Origin of the sequence: Pseudoalteromonas sp. BSi20311 (assembly GCF_000239875.1) — a bacterium.
In the GTDB taxonomy this organism is placed as follows: domain Bacteria; phylum Pseudomonadota; class Gammaproteobacteria; order Enterobacterales; family Alteromonadaceae; genus Pseudoalteromonas.
Window position 1 is genome coordinate 17,257 of record NZ_BADU01000188.1, and the last position, 17,633, is coordinate 34,889.

Annotated in this window: 21 protein-coding genes, 3 tRNA genes and 1 riboswitch; of the genes, 19 read left to right on the plus strand and 5 right to left on the minus strand. The window is 41.8% G+C overall.

Going from position 1 to position 17,633, the window contains the following annotated elements:
* The first annotated feature begins 30 nt into the window (after window positions 1–30).
* The 7 genes from P20311_RS17835 to P20311_RS17865 all read left to right on the plus strand — a co-directional run bounded on the left by P20311_RS17835 (window position 31) and on the right by P20311_RS17865 (window position 7,173).
* Entirely contained in the window at window positions 31–429 is a 399-nt protein-coding gene (locus tag P20311_RS17835) for an META domain-containing protein (RefSeq protein ID WP_010390523.1), read from the plus strand.
* 98 nt (window positions 430–527) lie between these two features.
* Window positions 528–634, plus strand: a riboswitch (TPP riboswitch).
* 141 nt (window positions 635–775) lie between these two features.
* A complete protein-coding gene (thiC, locus tag P20311_RS17840; RefSeq protein WP_008115478.1) occupies window positions 776–2,728 on the plus strand; it encodes a phosphomethylpyrimidine synthase ThiC in 1,953 nt (650 codons plus the stop codon).
* A 116-nt stretch (window positions 2,729–2,844) separates the two neighbouring features.
* Entirely contained in the window at window positions 2,845–3,846 is a 1,002-nt protein-coding gene (locus P20311_RS17845; protein WP_008115479.1) for an FAD-dependent oxidoreductase, read from the plus strand.
* A 6-nt stretch (window positions 3,847–3,852) separates the two neighbouring features.
* Complete coding sequence (gene thiS, locus P20311_RS17850; protein ID WP_036932961.1) at window positions 3,853–4,047, plus strand: sulfur carrier protein ThiS; 195 nt, start codon at window positions 3,853–3,855, stop codon at window positions 4,045–4,047.
* 5 nt (window positions 4,048–4,052) lie between these two features.
* Window positions 4,053–4,844, plus strand: coding sequence for a thiazole synthase (locus P20311_RS17855; RefSeq protein ID WP_008115481.1), 792 nt, complete (start codon window positions 4,053–4,055; stop codon window positions 4,842–4,844).
* A 21-nt stretch (window positions 4,845–4,865) separates the two neighbouring features.
* Complete coding sequence (gene thiE / locus P20311_RS17860) at window positions 4,866–6,392, plus strand: thiamine phosphate synthase (protein WP_008115482.1); 1,527 nt, start codon at window positions 4,866–4,868, stop codon at window positions 6,390–6,392.
* Entirely contained in the window at window positions 6,376–7,173 is a 798-nt protein-coding gene (locus tag P20311_RS17865; RefSeq protein WP_008115483.1) for a HesA/MoeB/ThiF family protein, read from the plus strand. Before thiE ends, P20311_RS17865 begins: the two co-directional genes overlap by 17 nt.
* Before the next feature lie 90 nt (window positions 7,174–7,263).
* On the opposite strand, the gene asd is transcribed toward P20311_RS17865, so the two are convergent.
* Together asd and rsgA are read right to left on the minus strand one after the other, a co-directional pair.
* On the minus strand, window positions 7,264–8,130 hold the full coding sequence (asd, locus tag P20311_RS17870; protein WP_008115486.1) for an archaetidylserine decarboxylase: 867 nt from the start codon (window positions 8,128–8,130) through the stop codon (window positions 7,264–7,266).
* Window positions 8,131–8,144: 14 nt separating this feature from the next.
* A complete protein-coding gene (rsgA, locus tag P20311_RS17875; RefSeq protein WP_008115488.1) occupies window positions 8,145–9,203 on the minus strand; it encodes a small ribosomal subunit biogenesis GTPase RsgA in 1,059 nt (352 codons plus the stop codon).
* Between the two features lie 122 nt (window positions 9,204–9,325).
* On the opposite strand from rsgA, the gene orn reads away from it, so the two are divergent.
* The 4 genes from orn (at window position 9,326) to P20311_RS17895 (ending at window position 10,440) form a co-directional block, all read left to right on the plus strand.
* On the plus strand, window positions 9,326–9,871 hold the full coding sequence (gene orn / locus P20311_RS17880) for an oligoribonuclease (protein WP_008115490.1): 546 nt from the start codon (window positions 9,326–9,328) through the stop codon (window positions 9,869–9,871).
* A 146-nt stretch (window positions 9,872–10,017) separates the two neighbouring features.
* A tRNA-Gly gene (locus P20311_RS17885) sits at window positions 10,018–10,093 on the plus strand.
* Window positions 10,094–10,223: 130 nt separating this feature from the next.
* A tRNA-Gly gene (locus P20311_RS17890) sits at window positions 10,224–10,299 on the plus strand.
* Window positions 10,300–10,364: 65 nt separating this feature from the next.
* Window positions 10,365–10,440 (plus strand) — tRNA-Gly (locus P20311_RS17895).
* Between the two features lie 162 nt (window positions 10,441–10,602).
* On the opposite strand, the gene P20311_RS17900 is transcribed toward P20311_RS17895, so the two are convergent.
* From P20311_RS17900 to P20311_RS17910, 3 genes are all read right to left on the minus strand, one after another.
* Entirely contained in the window at window positions 10,603–11,031 is a 429-nt protein-coding gene (locus P20311_RS17900) for a secondary thiamine-phosphate synthase enzyme YjbQ (RefSeq protein ID WP_008115492.1), read from the minus strand.
* Window positions 11,028–11,495 (minus strand): chemotaxis protein CheX, encoded by a 468-nt coding sequence (locus P20311_RS17905; protein WP_008115494.1) that lies wholly within the window; start codon window positions 11,493–11,495, stop codon window positions 11,028–11,030. Before P20311_RS17905 ends, P20311_RS17900 begins: the two co-directional genes overlap by 4 nt.
* 63 nt (window positions 11,496–11,558) lie before the next feature.
* The gene (locus P20311_RS17910; protein WP_008115496.1) at window positions 11,559–11,993 is read right to left on the minus strand and encodes a transcriptional repressor; all 435 of its coding nucleotides are present in this window, start codon (window positions 11,991–11,993) and stop codon (window positions 11,559–11,561) included.
* A 92-nt stretch (window positions 11,994–12,085) separates the two neighbouring features.
* Between P20311_RS17910 and P20311_RS17915 the strand changes: the two genes are divergently transcribed.
* The 8 genes from P20311_RS17915 (at window position 12,086) to P20311_RS17950 (ending at window position 17,615) form a co-directional block, all read left to right on the plus strand.
* Window positions 12,086–12,706, plus strand: a complete 621-nt coding sequence (locus P20311_RS17915) for a MarC family protein (protein WP_008115498.1) — start codon at window positions 12,086–12,088, stop codon at window positions 12,704–12,706.
* A gap of 123 nt (window positions 12,707–12,829) precedes the next feature.
* Window positions 12,830–13,762 carry a tRNA dihydrouridine(20/20a) synthase DusA gene (dusA, locus tag P20311_RS17920; RefSeq protein WP_036932963.1) on the plus strand — a complete coding sequence of 311 codons (933 nt, stop codon included), beginning with the start codon at window positions 12,830–12,832 and terminating at the stop codon, window positions 13,760–13,762.
* A gap of 261 nt (window positions 13,763–14,023) precedes the next feature.
* A complete protein-coding gene (locus P20311_RS17925) occupies window positions 14,024–14,704 on the plus strand; it encodes a PspA/IM30 family protein (protein ID WP_008115503.1) in 681 nt (226 codons plus the stop codon).
* A 10-nt stretch (window positions 14,705–14,714) separates the two neighbouring features.
* On the plus strand, window positions 14,715–14,921 hold the full coding sequence (locus tag P20311_RS17930; protein ID WP_008115504.1) for a PspC domain-containing protein: 207 nt from the start codon (window positions 14,715–14,717) through the stop codon (window positions 14,919–14,921).
* A 10-nt stretch (window positions 14,922–14,931) separates the two neighbouring features.
* Complete coding sequence (locus P20311_RS17935; protein WP_008115505.1) at window positions 14,932–15,258, plus strand: hypothetical protein; 327 nt, start codon at window positions 14,932–14,934, stop codon at window positions 15,256–15,258.
* 78 nt (window positions 15,259–15,336) lie between these two features.
* A complete protein-coding gene (locus tag P20311_RS17940) occupies window positions 15,337–15,846 on the plus strand; it encodes a copper chaperone PCu(A)C (RefSeq protein WP_008115506.1) in 510 nt (169 codons plus the stop codon).
* 8 nt (window positions 15,847–15,854) lie between these two features.
* Window positions 15,855–16,841, plus strand: coding sequence for a DUF2333 family protein (locus P20311_RS17945; RefSeq protein WP_008115507.1), 987 nt, complete (start codon window positions 15,855–15,857; stop codon window positions 16,839–16,841).
* 3 nt (window positions 16,842–16,844) lie between these two features.
* The gene (locus P20311_RS17950; protein ID WP_008115508.1) at window positions 16,845–17,615 is read left to right on the plus strand and encodes a TIGR04219 family outer membrane beta-barrel protein; all 771 of its coding nucleotides are present in this window, start codon (window positions 16,845–16,847) and stop codon (window positions 17,613–17,615) included.
* Window positions 17,616–17,633: the final 18 nt, after the last annotated feature.

Genomic DNA, 17,633 nt, shown 5'->3' on the forward strand with positions numbered 1-17,633 from the left:
ACATTAATTAGACAATAAGTTAGTAGTAACATGAAATTAGCAGCAATACCGATGCTCGTAATCGGTTTATGTGTTGGTTGCGCATCAACAGGGACAGTTACCACTGAGCAGCTAAAATATACACAATGGCAATTATCAAAGGTTGATGATTTGGCTATTCCCGCGTCCTTTAAAGCATCAATGAGTTTTATAGAAGCGCTACAAATAAACGGCTTTGCCGGATGTAATAAGTTTTTTGGTGAAGGCTCACTTGAAGACAGTAGCCTGAGCGTAAGCAAATTAGGTATGACACGTAAATCATGTGGCCCTGAACTGGATGAGTTTGAACAACAGTTTTTACAAGCTCTGCAGCAAGGTGCAGTGCTTAACATGCAAGACCAAACATTGGTAATGCAAGCTGAACAAAAATTTGTGTTTATCCCAAAATAATTTTTGAGTTTTGAAAAACAGCCCCTTGCAGGGAATTTTCAACTGACGTACACTCATCGCAGATTTGATCAAAACATTATCAAATCAACGAACAATTCAAATACTTGTCGGAGTGCCTAAGTTTTATTTAGGCTGAGATCGCGAAAGCGGGATCCGTGAACCTGATCAGGTTAATACCTGCGTAGGGAACAAGCTGCCTAACTAGGACGCTTGTGCGTCTTTTTTTATGCGCACAAAAAAGCAACATCCGTCTTAGGCCGCAAAGTCGCATAAAGCTACTTTACGATCTTTCTCTATTCCTCAGCGGAATATCTGACAAGACAACCCTTTAGCAATGAGGTAAGTCATGTCAAATACAACAAATAAAGCCACCCGTCGCGAAACTCGTGCGGCCGCATCAGATTATATTTATAACTTAACCGGTCAGCCGTTTCCAAGCTCCCATAAAGTATACGTTGCAGGTAGCCAGCAAGGCGTACGTGTGGGTATGCGTGAAATCACATTGAGCGATACTTTTATTGGTGGTGATGAACAAAACCCAGTGTATGAGTCAAATGCACCACTGCGTGTTTACGATACATCAGGCCCGTATACCGATCCTGAATTTAAATTGGATGTGCGCAAGGGACTTAATAAATATCGTGAACAATGGATTGAGAGCCGTAATGATACCGAAGTACTCGAGTCGGTAACCTCACAGTTTGCACAGCAGCGTATGGCTGATGATGGGCTAGATCATATTCGCTTTGAACACCTTCCAAAAATACGCCGTGCAAAAGCGGGTAAAAATGTCACCCAAATGCATTATGCTCGCCAAGGGATAGTCACCCCAGAAATGGAATATGTAGCGATACGTGAAAACATGGGGCGTGCGCAAATACGTGAAGAGTTACTAGCTGCGCAGCATAAAGGGGAGTCGTTTGGCGCGAGCATCCCTGAGTTTATTACTCCTGAATTTGTGCGTGATGAAATTGCTCGCGGACGCGCTATTTTACCTAACAATATTAATCACCCAGAAACCGAGCCTATGATTGTTGGTCGTAACTTTTTAGTTAAAGTTAACGCCAATATTGGTAATTCATCAGTGGGTTCATCTATCGAAGAAGAAGTTGAAAAAATGGTGTGGTCAACCCGCTGGGGTGCTGACACCGTAATGGATTTATCAACAGGACGTTACATTCACGAAACCCGTGAATGGCTGGTACGTAATTCGCCAGTACCTATCGGTACTGTTCCAATTTACCAAGCACTTGAAAAAGTAAATGGCGTAGCAGAAGACCTAACCTGGGAAATATTTCGCGACACTCTGATTGAACAAGCAGAACAAGGCGTTGATTACTTTACCATTCATGCTGGTGTGCTGCTACGTTATGTACCAATGACAGCAAAGCGCGTAACCGGTATTGTGTCACGTGGTGGCTCAATTATGGCTAAATGGTGTTTAGCACACCACAAAGAAAACTTCTTATACACACACTTTGAAGATATTTGTGAAATTTTAAAGCAATACGATGTGTGCTTTTCACTCGGTGATGGTTTGCGCCCGGGCTCAATTGCCGATGCGAACGACGAGGCACAATTTAGTGAACTTCGTACCTTAGGAGAGCTGACTAAAATAGCTTGGAAGCACGATGTACAAGTGTTTATTGAAGGCCCTGGACACGTGCCTATGCATATGATCAAAGCGAATATGGATGAACAGCTTAAGCATTGTGACGAAGCCCCGTTTTATACTTTAGGTCCACTGACCACAGATATTGCCCCAGGGTATGATCATATAACCTCAGGGATTGGTGCAGCGCAGATTGCTTGGTATGGCTGTGCCATGCTGTGTTACGTAACACCTAAAGAGCATTTAGGTTTGCCAAATAAAGAAGACGTTAAAGAAGGCCTTATTACTTACAAAATTGCCGCTCATGCCGCCGATTTAGCGAAAGGTCACCCAGGTGCACAAGAGCGAGATAACGCGCTATCAAAAGCGCGCTTTGAATTTAGATGGCATGACCAATTTAATATTGGTTTAGACCCGGTTCGCGCCCGTGAATATCATGATGAAACACTGCCGCAAGAATCAGGCAAAGTGGCGCATTTTTGTTCTATGTGCGGCCCTAAATTTTGTTCCATGAAAATAACCCAAGAAGTACGCGACTACGCTAAAGATCTAGAAGCGCGCGGTATTGATCCTAATAACGTGGGTGATGCCATTGAAATCAAAATGGTTGATGTAGAGGCCGAGATGAAAGCCAAATCTGAAGAGTTTAAGCAAACAGGCTCAGAGATTTACCATAAAGCGCTGTAGCACAGCTTTCAGTTATTAGCTGTCAGCTATCAGCGATAAAGTAAGCAGCGTAGAGGCAAGAGTTGCTTTATTGACAGCTGAAAGCTGGTGGCTATGAGCTACATTTAGGAGTGTTTATGTTTTATAACATTGCTGTGGTGGGCTTTGGTTTAGCAGGGCGGTTGGCCGCGCTTGAGTTAAGTAAGCAACATCGTGTTACCGTATTTGAAGCCGATGATGAACATACTCAGAACAGTGCCGGTAAAGTGGCAGCAGCGATGCTAGCCCCTCTAGCTGAGTCTGTTATGTGCGAACGTGAATTGGCTTTAATGGGAGTGGATTCTATTACTCGATGGCCTGCTATTTTAGAACAACTAAATAGCGAGGTATTTTTTCAACAGCAAGGTACCCTAGTGGTTGCTCATCCGCAGGATAAAGGCGACTTACAAAGCTTTGCACAGCGAATCAAGCCGTTACTAAATTTTAGTGCTGAAGCAGTCAATGCGCAGCAAATTGAGCAACTAGAACCTGAACTGGCTGGTCGATTTAGCCAAGGCCTATTTTTGCCCGGTGAAGCGCAGATAGATAACCAAGCCTTTTACAAAGCCAGCTTTAGGTTGCTAAATAAGCGCAAAGTAAAGTTTGTATTTAATCAGCGCGCCAGCATCTTTGATAACAAAGTGAATAATCGAGAGTTTGATTACATTATTGATTGCAGAGGGCTTGGAGCCAAACAAGAACAGCCCCTTCGAGGCGTGCGCGGGGAAGTGGCAAGACTCTATGCACCCGAGGTTAATTTATCTCGGCCAGTGAGGTTAATGCATCCGCGTTATCCTATTTATATAGCACCTAAGCCGAATCATGAATATGTGATTGGTGCCACCGAAATTGAGTCTCAAGATAATGGGCTGGCAACGGTGCGTTCAACGTTGGAGTTACTTTCAGCCGCTTATACAGTGCACAGCGGTTTTGCCGAGGCTCGACTGTTAAATATTCAAACCGGGCTTCGCCCTGCGTTTAGCGATAACTGCCCACAAGTTACACAACTGGGGCAGGTAATTAGTATTAATGGATTATACCGCCATGGCTACATGCTCGCGCCGAGTTTAGTTGCTGATGCTGTTGCCAGAATAGAGTGAAGAATGATGGATATAATAATTAATGGTAAAGCGCTCACCCTAACAAGTAGCGAACTAAAACAGTGTTTAATTGAGTATGGTGCTAAAGCACCGTTTGCAGTAGCCATTAATGGCCAGTTTGTACCTCAAGAGCAACATGCTAACTACACACTTAATGATGGTGATTGCATTGATGTGTTATCTCCGATTCAAGGAGGGTAACCATTATGTTACCTCCCGATAATATCACTATTTATGGCGAGCAATTTTCAAGTAGATTACTGATTGGCTCTGCGCTTTACCCATCTCCCGCGACGATGACTAAAGCAATTAATGCTTCAGGAGCGGATATTGTTACTGTGTCTTTACGTCGCCAGCAAAGCGCAGCTGCAGGAGATGATTTTTGGCAACTTATAAAGAATACAGGGCTCAAAGTTTTACCTAACACAGCAGGATGCCACAGTGTTAAAGAGGCCATTAATTTAGCTAAAATGTGTCGAGAAGTATTTGCTACCGATTGGATTAAGCTGGAATTAATTGGCGATGATTATAACTTACAGCCAGATCCTTTTGCTCTGCTTGAAGCCACTGAGATTTTAATTAAAGATGGGTTTAAAGTACTGCCTTACTGCACCGATGACTTAGTGCTTTGCCAGCGTTTAGATGAATTAGGCTGCGAGGTGCTAATGCCATGGGGCGCGCCAATTGGTACCGGTAAGGGATTATTAAATAGTTATAACTTAAAGGCGATACGGGAGCGTTTACCTAACAGCACATTAATTGTTGATGCTGGGTTAGGTTTACCATCGCATGCCTGCCAAGCCTTAGAATTAGGGTATGATGCGGTATTATTAAATTCAGCCATAGCGGGCGCGGGTTGCCCTATTACCATGGGACGTGCATTTAAAGCAGCGGTTGAAGCAGGGCGCTTTGCTTATAACGCCAAAGCAATGCCAGAAAAAGACGTTGCGGCCCCATCAACCCCCACAATGGGTATGCCATTTTGGCATCAAACGTAAAAAATTAGGAAGTAGGTCATTATGAACAATGTAGTATGGACGATTGCGGGCTCAGACTCCGGCGGTGGCGCAGGTATTCAAGCTGATATTAAAGCAATGCAAAGCTTTGGTGTGCACGGTTGTACTGCGATTACCGCACTAACAGCACAAAACAGTTTAGGTGTTGAGGCGATTAATCCCGTCTCTACTGATGTGATTGAGTCGCAGTTATTGGCACTCGAAAAAGACATGAAAGCCAAAGTAATTAAAATTGGTATGTTAGCTAACGTGCAGCAAATTCAATTGATCAGTGAGCATATTAGCCATTACAAAGCGAAGTGGCCAACCCCGCCGGTGATTGTGTACGACCCTGTGGCTATTGCCTCAAGCGGTGACGTACTAACAGAAGAAGACACTGTAAGCGCGATTAAAGAATGCCTATTACCGCTGGTGGATGTAATTACCCCTAATACCCATGAAACACAGTTATTAACAGGTGTGTATTTAATTGGCCCCGCAGCAATTAAAGAAGCAGCAAGCAAACTAATGGCATGGGGTGCCAAAGCGGTGGTTATAAAAGGCGGGCATTGGGATTACCCAAGTGGTTACTGTATTGATTACTGCTCACAAGGTGGTGAAGAGTACTGGTTGGGTAATGAAAAAATTCAGGTTCCGCACAATCATGGCACTGGCTGTAGTATGGCGTCTGTTATTGCTGCATGTCTTGCAAAAGACTATCCGTTAAAAGATGCGTTTATTTTAGCTAAAGCCTATATAAACCAAGGTTTAAAGCAATCAGTTCGCTATGGCGAGGGGATAGGGCCGGTTGCACAAACGTCGTTTCCGACTGACCTAGCGCATTACCCTCAAGTGATTGAAGCGGGTAGTTGGTTGGGTGATGAGCTAGATTTTGATGTACCGCTTGATTTTAATATGGCAGCTGACTTTGCTGCGTGTGAAAGCAAAGCGCTTGGCGCTTATGCGGTAGTCGATAGCGTAGAGTGGCTAGAAAAATGCTTACAAAATGGCATTAAAACAGCGCAATTAAGAGTTAAAGATAAAAGCGAAGATGAGCTGGAACAATTAGTCGCAAGCGCGGTCGCTTTGGGTCAGCAATACAGTGCGCATGTGTTTATTAACGATTACTGGCAGCTGGCAATCAAACATGGCGCATATGGTGTGCATTTAGGACAAGAAGACTTAGAGAGCGCAAATTTAGCGGCTATAAAAGAAGCAGGCCTGCGACTTGGGCTTTCTACCCATGGCTTTTATGAAATGCTTCGGGCGCATAATTACCGCCCAAGCTACATGGCCTTTGGCGCGATTTACCCTACCACCACCAAAGACATGGCAGGGCAAATTCAAGGGCTTGAAAAGCTAACTCGATTTGTGCCATTAATGCAAAGTTATCCTACTGTGGCTATTGGTGGAATTGATTTAAATAGGGCGCAAGAGGTTGCTAAAACTGGCGTGGGCAGTGTAGCCGTGGTACGTGCTATTACCGAAGCTGATGATTATGTAGAGGCAATCAATACCTTAAAATCGGTGATAAATGAGAATGCCTGCTAACATGCAAACGCAGCAGCTCAGCGACAAAGAAACTCTACGTTATAGCCGCCACTTATTATTAAAAGAGGTGGGGCTTGAGGGGCAGTTAACACTTAAAGCGGCAACCGTTGCCGTGGTAGGTGCAGGTGGACTAGGAAGTCCTGCGCTACTTTATTTAGCAGCTGCTGGTATCGGCACACTAATATTAATTGATGACGATACCGTTGAACTCTCTAATTTACAGCGGCAAATACTGTATAAAGTGAATCACTTAGGGCAGCAAAAAGTAAATGCAGCAGGGAAGGTGCTTGCGAGCCTTAACAATCAAATAAACATAGTGACTCACTCGCAAAAGTTGAGCGATGCTAACAGTGATGCACTATTCAGTAACGCCGATATCGTACTTGATTGCTCTGATAACTTTGCGACTCGTTACACCGTCAATCGTTTTTGCGTAAACAACAAAACACCACTAATTTCTGCAGCAGCGCTAGCAACCCAAGGGCAATTAATGGGCTTTGACTTTAGGCAAACAGATAGCCCTTGCTATGGCTGCGTATTTCCACAAAATGATGCTAACCCTGTTGTTAATTGCGACAATGCGGGCGTTATTAGTCCCTTACTTGGTGTAATTGGCTCTATGCAGGCACAGCTAACTCTTAATATGTTGTTAGGTCATTGTGGTGGGAGTGTGTTTATAACCTTTGACGCATTAAGCTTAAAGCAACAGCATTTTAAGATGGCTAAAAATTTAGCGTGTAGAGAGTGCGCAAGTATGAGTAATGAACAGCTTTGCTTTTAACGTTGCAAGCTCTACGTCTACAAAAACACCGTGATTATAGAAAATAAACACGGTGTTTTTTAATCTCAATCTGACAACTGGTACTATTTATTAATCATCAATTTTTGCAAACGCAGTTCCTAAACGAGTTACCGTTTCAGGGCGTTGATCATCAAAAATATCGGCTTTATCTGCACCCCATGCAAGCACAACTGTTGAGCCTAATTTAAAGCGACCCATTTCTTCCCCTTTCTTAAGAGTGATCGCGTTTTCGCCTTTAGTTGGGTAGTTCCAGCTAAACACATCACTGCCAGCTGGTGGAGTGACTGTGCCAGCCCAAATAGTTTCTATGCTAGCAACAATGGTTGCGCCTACAAGGACCATAGCAAGCGGGCCAATTTCAGTTTCAAAAATTGCTACTACACGCTCGTTACGGGCAAATAAATTCGGTACGTTTTGCGCGGTAAGTGGATTTACCGAAAATAAATCGCCCGGTACGTAAATCATTTTGCTTAACGTGCCATCAATTGGCATATGAATACGGTGGTAGTCTTTTGGTGCCAAGTAAATAGTTGCAAATTTACCGCCTAAAAACGGCGTTGTGTCGTCTTCTGAGCCACCTAGCAACGCTTGTAAGCTGTAATCATGGCCTTTAGCTTGGATTAGTTGGCCGTCAACAATATCGCCAAGTTGACTGATTGCGCCGTCAACAGGGTGAATAATAATATCGTCATCTTCAACCATAGGACGAGCACCGTCTTTTAATGGGCGGGTAAAAAATTCATTAAAGGTTTTATAGTGAGCTGGATCAGAATATTTAGCCTCACTCATATTTATTTTGTATTGTTTAATGAATAATTTAATTAATGTTGTGGTTAATGCGCCCGCTTTTGCAGCTGCAAGCTTACCTACTACACGAGAAATAAAGTGCTTTGGCATAGCATATTGCATGGCGATTTTAAATTTATCTAAACTCACAGGTTTTTTCCTAATTATACGCGAGGCGCACGCGCGCCGGCACGGCCATCGGCCATGGTTTCTAAAATACGATGATAGCTTTCAAAACGTAACTTTGAGATATCGCCATCAGCGACTGCTTGCTGAATTATACAGCCTGGATCGTTTAAGTGTTTACAGTCTCTAAAACGGCATCCACCTATAAACTCTCTAAATTCTTTAAAGCACCAAGTGACTCGTTCAACATCTAAATGCCATAAACCAAACTCACGAATACCCGGTGAATCAATTAAGTTACCGCCACTTGGTAAATGATGCAGACGCGATACTGTGGTGGTGTGCTGGCCTAGACCGCTGTTTTCAGACACTTCTTTAGTCAAAATTTCAGCATCCGGCAGCACAGTGTTAACTAAGGTAGATTTACCCACACCACTTTGGCCAACAAAAATATTGTTTTTGCCTACAAGTACTTCTTTTAATTCATTAATGCCTTCGCCGGTTATATTACTAACTAGCAGCACCTGATAATTAAGTTTACGGTAAATATCGAGTATTTGTTGTATGTCGTTTAAACCAGCTTCATCAATTAAATCAATTTTATTAAGCACTAAAATTGGCTCAATGCCCATGTCTTCGCAGGCAATTAAATAGCGGTCGATAATGCTTGGCGTAAACTCTGGCAGTACCGCTGAAACCATTAAAATTTGATCTATATTAGCGGCAATAACTTTTACACCGTCGTAAAAATCAGGGCGCGTTAACTGTGAACGACGTTCTTGAGTTGCTTCAATAACACCCGCTAAATCGCCTTCACTTACTTTTGCTCGACGAAATAATACCTCATCGCCACATACTAAATTCGATACGGTACGGCGAATATTACAGCGAAGAACATCGCCATTTTGCGTTTCTACATCGGCATGTTGCCCAAAGCGGCTAATGACAATCGCATTTTCCACTTGACCTAAATTATCTGTTTGCCACTCTTGCGCACCCGCTTTCGCTGGTTTTGCGTCGGCATTGCTTAAACGCTTTTGATGGTTAGCCTTGATCCTACGGGATTGGCCTTTACTTAATTTTTTCTGTTTTGCCACTTGAGGCCTATAACCTGAGTTAAATGCCGAGTTTGCTAAAAAAAGCTTTAGCTCGACGGTTGATGCTAATATGATATATCGAAATGCGTTGGATCTAAAGAAAAGCACCGTTTAAGGTAATTATGACTATTAATAAATCAAATTTAATTTGGCTCGATCTGGAAATGACCGGACTTGAACCAGAGACTGACAAAATACTTGAAATTGCAACTGTTGTCACTGATGCTGATCTGAATATATTAGCCGAAGGCCCAACGATTGCCATTCATCAAAGTGATGAACTACTGGATGGCATGGATGAGTGGTGTACAACTCAGCATGGCAAATCTGGATTAACGGCACGCTGTAAGGCAAGCACGTTTGATGAAGCTTATGCCGTGGAACAAACTCTCGCGTTTTTAAAGCAATGGGTGCCAGCGGGTGCTTCACCTATGTGTGGTAACTCGATAGGCCAAGACCGCCGCTTTATGAATAAGTATATGCGCGAGCTTGAAGACTTCTTCCATTACCGTAATTTAGATGTCAGTACCATTAAAGAACTTGCTCGTCGTTGGAAACCAGATGTGTTGGCTCAAGTGAATAAAAAAGGGTCGCATTTAGCGTTAGATGACATTAAAGATTCGATTATGGAATTAAAGGTTTACCGAGAAAAGTTTTTTAATTTATAAAAAATACTTGCAAAGCCCCCTAATTATTGTAGAATCCTGCCCCGCTCAAGACGATAACCCCCGCGGGGTTAGTGTGTTTGGGCTTAGGTTAAAAGAACAGGTTTAATATTGATAGAACCTAGAACCTAGAACCTAGAACCTAGAATGCGGCACTAGCTCAGTTGGTAGAGCGCGACCTTGCCAAGGTCGAGGTCACGAGTTCGAGCCTCGTGTGCCGCTCCAATTTCTCACCAAAGAAATTGCAGCACAAGACAAAAAGTTAAAGTTGATATAATGCGGCACTAGCTCAGTTGCCAGAATGTTGAACGCGACCCGTCGCGCACCAACGGAAAAATTACTGACTATTTTGAATGCGGCACTAGCTCAGTTGGTAGAGCGCGACCTTGCCAAGGTCGAGGTCACGAGTTCGAGCCTCGTGTGCCGCTCCAATTTCTCACCAAAAGAAATTGTAGTTCAAGATAAAAGGTTAAAATTGATAGAACCTAAATTAAATGCGGTACTAGCTCAGTTGGTAGAGCGCGACCTTGCCAAGGTCGAGGTCACGAGTTCGAGCCTCGTGTACCGCTCCAATCTTATTTACTTTCCAGATATTCATTCTCAAATAGCAAACAATAACCCACACGCGAATCATTATAAATTTAATTTATGTAACTTTTTGAAATGTTCAATGTGTGCGAATGATCTATGTTGTAAAACCTAAAACCTAAAACCTAAAACCTAAAACCTAAAACCTAAAACTTTTCGCCTTGCAAAGTTGCAATAATACGTCTTGAACCGCCATGATCACGGTGCTCACCTAAGTATATTCCTTGCCAAGTTCCTAGCGCTAACTGACCATCACTAATCGGTATAGTTAACTCACAACCTAAGGTACTGGTTTTTATATGGGCAGGCATATCATCATCGCCCTCATAGTCATGGCGATAATAAGGCTGGCGCTCTGGAACAAACTGATTAAAGTGGCTTTCCATATCCATGCGTACCGTTGGATCCGCGTTTTCGTTAATAGTTAAGCTGGCTGAGGTGTGTTGAATAAATAAGTGTAATAAACCAACTTTAAGCTGGCTCAGTTGTGGGAGGTGAGTAAGTATGTCGTTATCAATTAAATGAAAGCCTCGCGAGCGAGGCTTTAATGTAATCGTAGTTTGCGACCAGCTCATAGCTTATCGAAACTCACTTCAATATTTGCATTACCTGCGTCACTGGTAAATGGCATAAGAATTTTTTTGCCGTCACTTTTATGCGTAATGGTGTGGTTTGTACCAGAGACAACGATGGGAGTTGCCATGGCAAAGTCATAGCCTTTTTCCCCTAATAAATTCTTAGCTCCACCGGTAACCATATTGGTTATTTCGCCAACCATGTCAGTTACTTCTTCATTTATACTGTCTGGTCGCTCACCTAACATACGTTCCATAATAGTCAGTGCTAAACTCTCGTCGAAGGTAATTGAAAATGAACCACGAGTTTGCGGACCGACCATACCAATTAATCCCGATACATCACCACAGGCTATCTCATCGGTTTTAATACGCGGCTTGCCTGGTTTTAATTGAGTTTGAGCCATAGTGCTCAATACATTCATCAAAGAAGCTAAAAAGGGATTAATGAACTCTACATTCATGTTAGATATCCTTAAATTGGTACTGATAAAGGTTATACGTAAAGTATAGCTATAGTCGCTGAGCTATGCTCGACAAGAGTCACATTTACCATGCGCTTCTATTGTTTGCCCTGAAACGACAAAGCCACTTTCAGCTGCTAAGTTATTGAGCTCATGTGAAATTACTGTTGAATGCAGCTCTTTAACAAAACCGCAGCTATCACAAATTAATAGCTGAACAGGATGAATATGATCAAAATGATGACACAGCATAAATGCATTGGTGCTTTCAATTTTATGAATAAAACCGAGTTCGGCTAAAAAGTCTAAAGCACGATAAATTGTTGCAGGTTTAGCACCTGTTTCAGTGACTTTTAATTGTTCAAGTAAATCGTATGCACCCACACCACCTTGGGCACTGGCTAATAAACGAAATACCTTTTCGCGAATTGGTGTGAATCGCGCACCACGGTTGTCGCATACTTGTTTTGCTTTACTTACGAGTGATTCTATATTCATCTTCTCTCATCCTTACGCTGCCGTGATATACTAACATACTGTATTGTAGTTGCAGCGTTTTATTAATTGATTTTGTCCAAAGGTATTCATTAATGCATGAGCTATTAGCTATATTTATTTTCTTTTTTGCGGTTATTGATCCAATAGGCACCATCCCGGTTTTTATCGCTGTAACTCGGGGAGATGACGACAAGTTTAAGCGTAAAGTGATTTTTAAGGCCGTGGGTGTATCTGCTTTAGTGCTGTTATTTTTTGTGGTTGCTGGCGAGCAATTATTGAATGTGATTGAGATTCCGCTCTCGGCATTTCAAATAGCAGGTGGTTTAATTTTATTAATTTTTGCGCTCTCCATGACCTTTGGTGAAAGTAAGCCCGAAGCTGAAATTAAAAGTGTTAGAGACAGCACTGAAACCGCTATTTTTCCCCTCGCTATCCCTTCAATAGCCAGTCCCGGTGCCATGTTAGGTGCGGTATTAATGACGCGCAATGAGGAGTATACCTGGGTTGAGCAAATGATTACCTCATCAATGATGTTAGCTGTTTTAGTGGTGGTACTGATTTTGTTATTACTTGCTACGCATGTACATAAAATAATAGGTGATAGTGGGGCGAGTATTATTAGTCGAATTATGGGGTTAATTTTAAGCTCAGTCGCGGTGACTAATATTTTAAACGGTATTGCACAATACTTTGGCTTGCAAGTGTTTGCTTGATATTGCTGCGCATAGGGCTTTTGTGTAAAATGCAGCGCCGTTTAAGCTGTGCTTAAATTATAAATTTTTGAGGATCACATTTTGGATAAACGTACTTTAAATCGACGCTTTAGCGTGGCACCCATGCTCGATTGGACTGATCGCCACTGTCGTACGTTTCATCGTAAAATGACAAAACACACCGTGCTCTACACCGAAATGATCACTACAGGCGCTATTTTATTCGGCCGCGGTGACTACTTGCATTTTAATCAGCACGAAGGTCCTGTGGCATTGCAATTAGGAGGATCCGATCCGCAAGCGCTAGCGCAGTGTGCCAAGCTTGCTGGTGAGCGTGGTTATGATGAAATAAACCTTAATGTAGGTTGTCCGTCAGATCGTGTGCAAAATGGACGTTTTGGTGCCTGTTTAATGGCTGAGCCTAATTTAGTTGCAGAGTGTGTTGCTGCAATGAAAAGTGAAGTGAATATTCCGGTTACGGTTAAAACTCGTATTGGTATTGATGAGCAAGATTCTTATGAGTTTTTATGTGCGCTTATTGAAGCATCGCACAAAGTAGGCTGTGATGATTTTATTATTCATGCCCGTAAGGCATGGCTAAAAGGGTTGAGTCCAAAAGAAAATCGCGAAGTTCCTGAGCTTAACTACCCCCGTGTTTACCAGCTTAAAAAAGATTATCCACAACTTGATTTAAGTATTAATGGCGGTGTTAAAACCATTGAGCAAAGTCTTGAGCATTTACAGTACATAGATGGGGTGATGGTTGGGCGAGAGGCTTACAGCAATCCATTTATGCTAAATGAAGTGGATGAAAAAATATATGGTGATGCTGCTAATACTCAGTCACGTCATGATGTTGTGCGCTCTATGTATGATTACATTGAAGAAGAGATGCGTTTAGGCGCTAACTTTTGGCATGTTGCTCGCCATATGTTGGGTATTTTTCAGGGGCAACCTGGTGCGCGTGGTTTTAGACGCCACTTATCTGAAAATGGTCATGGCAAGCAAGCTGATTTAAGTGTTATGGATAAGGCACTAAGCTACGTACCCGAGTAATGCCAATTTAATGCAATTGGCGTAACAGATCCTCTGTATAGAAAAAGTCACCTCAGGTGGCTTTTTTTGATCCCAAATTTTAGTCAAAAATGTAATTTATTAGCCAATTCGACTTAATTTCATTCAGTGACTAGTCATTAACTTACCCGCCAAAAATGATTTAAATTATTGATATTTAATGAAAATAAAAGAATGTTAAGTTATTGGCATAACTCTTGGAATCCTGTTGATGTATAAATAAAAAATCATCAGGAGAATAACATGGGTATATTTAATCGCGTAAACGACGTCATTCAAGCAAATATCGTAGCTATGCTTGATAAAGCTGAAGATTCAGAAAAACTACTTAATTTGATGCTAACCGAAATGCAGGAGGCACTTAATGAGTGTCGTAGCACCGCGGCAGCACTATTATGTGAAGAAAAGAATATCAAGCGTCAAATAAGCAATAAACAACAAGCGCTCACAAATTGGCAATTAAAGGCCGAACATGCCATTGCAAAAAATCGTGACGATTTAGCTAAATCAGCATTAGCTGAAAAACACACAGTTGAAAAAAACATAGAATGCTTACAAACACAGCTTGAGACATTGCAGCAATCAATTGTAAAAATCACAGAGGACTGTGAGCGCCTACAGCAAAAAATGACGCAGGCTAAAGCTAAGCAAGCACAACTTGTAAAGCGTGAAAATGTGGTTGAGGCAAGAGCAAAGATAAATACTCAGCTGCAGAGCGATAAAGTGGCCACTGCTTTATCACGATTTGAGCAAATTGAGCGCCGCGTTGAGAGTGTTGAATCGCAAGTTGAAGCGTATGAACTAACAGATACAGCGAGCAATACGGCAATGCAAATTGAGTCACTGGTTAAAAACGAAAAAATTGATGCAGAGCTGGCAAGTTTAAAAGCGAGTTTAAACACCGCTGATAAACAAACAGCCTAAGGAGATTGTTATGAATAATTTTAATACATATCGTCGTTGGTATAAAAATACACTTAACAAAAAAATATCGGGTGTCTGTAGTGGGTTAGCTTATCGATTAGACTTTCCGGTATGGTCTACTCGCTTAGTCACCGTTTTATTATTTTTAAGTTTTCCGTTTGCAGTGGCGCTAGGTTATTTAATCGCACACTGTTGTCTTGAAGAAAAAGCAGTGTAAGGAGAGCAACATGAAAACTTTCGCCGTATGCCTACTTATTGTTACATTATTTTTAATTAATAGCGGTTCGATAATTCATTTTGATGTATGGCAATTTCCGCTGTGGATTTCAGATATTAGTTGGACAGGTATTGAGCTCATTGGGGCGTTAGTCGCCATTATTGTTGTTATTGCGATTGCTGCTTTGGTAACCATGGGGCTTGTTGGCGCGGCGATGGTGGCACTGGCTGGAACTATATTAGCCTTTTTATTCGGATCATTGATGATTGCTTGGCCATTATTGTTTGTGGCAGGGTTATGCTGGTTAATCGCAGATAACAAAAAAGTGGCTTCTTAAACTTAAATTAGCTGCCTAATATTAGGGAATTATGATAAATTTGGACTATATTTTTATATTTTAACAAGGATTTTACTGATGATTAAACAATGTATTTTAAGTGCAAGTGCATTATTGATGGGTGTTTTTTCGTCTTCGTTATTGGCGCATGAAGGACATGAACACGATAGTGTCGTTGCGCAATTACAAGTAACGCATGCGCAAGTAAGAGAGTTTTTACCTGCCACTAAAGCGAGCGTGGGTTATTTTAGTATTGAAAATCACAGTAATGTACCGGCAACACTCATAAGAGCGACCATAGATGGTTTAGGTCGTGTTGAGATTCATGAGAACGTCCACGCTGATGGTATGATGAAAATGCAAAAAGTAGAATCATTGCTTATTAAAGCTCACCAGCAACTCGATTTTAAGCCTGGTAGCTATCATTTAATGGTGTTTGAACCACAAGAGCCGTTAAAAGTAGGTCAAGAACGCAAACTCACGCTATATTTTGAAGATGGGAATCGAGTGTTCACTAATGCAAAAGTAGTTTCGTTAGCATCGCAAGCTGAGCCGGTAAAAGCATCGAAAGATCATAGTCATCATTAGGGGGATAAATGTCACAGCATAAAGGAAAAATAATAACGGCATTGGTATTATTGTTTGTCGTATTTTACGCTATTGCAGTTTACTGGAGCATAGAGCCTGCACGTTTTGATGTGGTACAAAATGCAAAACAACAAGCACAGTTGCGTAACGAGAAACCAGTAACAGGCTATGTAACCACTTCAACGCTTATCACTGTCTCTGATACTCTTTTAACTAAGTCAGGTGGTTATTTATCAAATGATGTGCTGCCACCGAGCGTAATAATGGACAACATGCCAGCTTGGGAGTATGGCGCGTTGGAAATGGTGCGTGATTTAGCATTATCAATGCGAAAAGATTTTAGTCGTTCACAGTCACAATCAACTGAGCACGAAGCGCTTAAAAAAGCACAACCACAATTTAATATCAGCTCTGAAGCATGGGCATGGCCGAGTGCTGAGGGCGAATATCAAAAGGGCATTGATTACTTATTAGTATACCGCTCTCAAATTGCGAATCAGCATGAGCGCGATAGCCAATTTTACTCACGTGCAGATAATTTACGCAGTTGGTTAAAAGAAGCAGAAAAACGCTTAGGTAGCCTAAGCCAACGTTTGAGTGCGAGTGTAGGTCAAGATAAGGTAAATACCGATTTAGCCGGCAACTCTTCAAATACTCAAGCCACTTATACGCCATTGCAACAACAAGTAAAAACATCGTGGTGGGAAATTGATGATGTATTTTATGAGTCACGCGGTGCTACTTGGGCTTTACTGCATTTTTTACAAGCGGTTGAATATGATTTTGCCGAAGTGCTTGATAAAAAGAACGCTCGTGTTAGTTTACAACAAATTATACGCGAGCTTGAAGCGACCCAAGAAACCGTTTGGAGCCCAATGATTTTAAACGGCAACGGGTTCGGTTATGTCGCCAACCATTCACTCGTTATGGCAAATTATATCTCTAGAGCCAATGCGGCACTGATTGAACTTAGCGAATTATTAGCGCAAGGATAAAAAATGAAAAAGTATTGTATAGCAGCAGCCTTATCAATGGCATGTTTAGCACCTGTAGCACAAGCCGACACTGTATTGGGTTTGTATGTAGGGGTTGATGGTTGGAAAGCCGATAATGACGGTAGCTTTTCTGATAATAATAACGCCCTACAAAACTTCAATTTTGAAGATGAGACTTTTGTTAGCTATTACGCCGCACTTGAGCATCCGGTTCCATTAGTGCCAAACTTAAAGCTAAAATACACTGAGCTTGAACTAACCGGTTCAACGCGACTGGAAGATACATTTACTTTCAATGGCACTGATTATGTTGTAGGCACTGATGTTAATTCAGTTACTGACTTATCGCACATTGATTATATTCTTTACTACGAGATTTTTGATAACGATTTAATCTCGATTGATTTAGGTATTAATGCTAAGCAGTTTGATGGTGAGCTTGTGGTAACAGGTACATCACAACAAGGTGGCGCTAACTTCACTGAAATTGAAGAGTTCTCAGGTGTGGTGCCTTTAGCATACGGCCGTTTTGAAGCGGGTTTACCGTTTAGTGGTTTAAGTGTTTTTGCTGAGGGTAGCTTTTTAGCCATTGACGATAGCAAAGTACAAGATTACCAAATGGGTATTGCTTGGGAGTTTATTGATAACCTAGCCGTTGATGTTGCGGTTAAAGCGGGCTACCGCTCTATGGTTTTAGAACTTGATGATGTAGATGACATTAATACTAATATTGATGCTTCAGGCCCATTTGCGGGCATACAAGTTCATTTTTAAGCACCGATTTTTCTAAAA

Excerpts from the sequence above, each read along its gene's own strand:
- orn (WP_008115490.1), top strand. The coding sequence starts at position 9,326 with ATGACTATTAATAAATCAAATTTAATTTGGCTCGATCTGGAAATGACC.
- P20311_RS17845 (WP_008115479.1), top strand. The coding sequence starts at position 2,845 with ATGTTTTATAACATTGCTGTGGTGGGCTTTGGTTTAGCAGGGCGGTTG.
- P20311_RS17945 (WP_008115507.1), top strand. The coding sequence starts at position 15,855 with ATGTCACAGCATAAAGGAAAAATAATAACGGCATTGGTATTATTGTTT.
- P20311_RS17905 (WP_008115494.1), bottom strand. The coding sequence starts at position 11,495 with ATGAATGTAGAGTTCATTAATCCCTTTTTAGCTTCTTTGATGAATGTA.
- P20311_RS17855 (WP_008115481.1), top strand. The coding sequence starts at position 4,053 with ATGTTACCTCCCGATAATATCACTATTTATGGCGAGCAATTTTCAAGT.
- dusA (WP_036932963.1), top strand. The coding sequence starts at position 12,830 with ATGCTCGATTGGACTGATCGCCACTGTCGTACGTTTCATCGTAAAATG.
- P20311_RS17835 (WP_010390523.1), top strand. The coding sequence starts at position 31 with ATGAAATTAGCAGCAATACCGATGCTCGTAATCGGTTTATGTGTTGGT.
- P20311_RS17930 (WP_008115504.1), top strand. The coding sequence starts at position 14,715 with ATGAATAATTTTAATACATATCGTCGTTGGTATAAAAATACACTTAAC.
- P20311_RS17900 (WP_008115492.1), bottom strand. The coding sequence starts at position 11,031 with ATGAGCTGGTCGCAAACTACGATTACATTAAAGCCTCGCTCGCGAGGC.
- P20311_RS17950 (WP_008115508.1), top strand. The coding sequence starts at position 16,845 with ATGAAAAAGTATTGTATAGCAGCAGCCTTATCAATGGCATGTTTAGCA.
- thiS (WP_036932961.1), top strand. The coding sequence starts at position 3,853 with ATGGATATAATAATTAATGGTAAAGCGCTCACCCTAACAAGTAGCGAA.
- P20311_RS17940 (WP_008115506.1), top strand. The coding sequence starts at position 15,337 with ATGATTAAACAATGTATTTTAAGTGCAAGTGCATTATTGATGGGTGTT.
- P20311_RS17925 (WP_008115503.1), top strand. The coding sequence starts at position 14,024 with ATGGGTATATTTAATCGCGTAAACGACGTCATTCAAGCAAATATCGTA.
- P20311_RS17910 (WP_008115496.1), bottom strand. The coding sequence starts at position 11,993 with ATGAATATAGAATCACTCGTAAGTAAAGCAAAACAAGTATGCGACAAC.
- thiE (WP_008115482.1), top strand. The coding sequence starts at position 4,866 with ATGAACAATGTAGTATGGACGATTGCGGGCTCAGACTCCGGCGGTGGC.
- P20311_RS17865 (WP_008115483.1), top strand. The coding sequence starts at position 6,376 with ATGAGAATGCCTGCTAACATGCAAACGCAGCAGCTCAGCGACAAAGAA.
- P20311_RS17935 (WP_008115505.1), top strand. The coding sequence starts at position 14,932 with ATGAAAACTTTCGCCGTATGCCTACTTATTGTTACATTATTTTTAATT.
- thiC (WP_008115478.1), top strand. The coding sequence starts at position 776 with ATGTCAAATACAACAAATAAAGCCACCCGTCGCGAAACTCGTGCGGCC.
- P20311_RS17915 (WP_008115498.1), top strand. The coding sequence starts at position 12,086 with ATGCATGAGCTATTAGCTATATTTATTTTCTTTTTTGCGGTTATTGAT.